The organism is Undibacterium sp. RuTC16W, from assembly GCF_049339445.1.
In the GTDB taxonomy this organism is placed as follows: Bacteria; Pseudomonadota; Gammaproteobacteria; order Burkholderiales; family Burkholderiaceae_D; genus Undibacterium.
This window is the reverse complement of the sequence record NZ_JBMPPE010000052.1, coordinates 1-405: the sequence shown is the minus strand read 5'-3', so window position 1 is coordinate 405 and position 405 is coordinate 1. Positions and strand designations below refer to the sequence as shown.

Annotated in this window: 1 protein-coding gene; it reads right to left on the bottom strand. The window is 61.5% G+C overall.

The features are described from left to right. Nucleotides 1-405, bottom strand: a 405-nt coding sequence (locus ACO0K4_RS19495) for a TRAP transporter small permease (protein WP_422958335.1), incomplete at both ends; no start/stop codon positions are given.

The window sequence follows — 405 nt, the reverse complement described above, 5'->3', positions numbered from 1 at the left end:
AGGTAGGAGCCCAGCGGTACGGCCAGGTAGACGATCCACATCGGCACTTCCAGGTCAGCCGAGGTTTGTTCCGTGTGGCCGATGGACCAGACGAAGCTGGCGCCCAGGGTGCCCACGATGCCGGTAAACACGGCGCCAGCCAGCAGGCCAAAGATGATGAACTTGTTGCGCCATGGCGTGTTCAGGCGGTTGATGACGACGTCGACGCCCACGTGGATGCCGGTACGCACGCCATACGCGGCGCCAAACTTGGCCATCCAGACGAACATATAGATGCACAGCTCCTGCGCCCAGCTGGTGTTGATCTGGATCAGGAAGTCTTGTACGCCCGGTATCGGCAAGCCGGCCAGGTAGCGGTGGATCACCGCGATGAAAATGATGAGGGTGGCTGCGCCCATCAGGGAC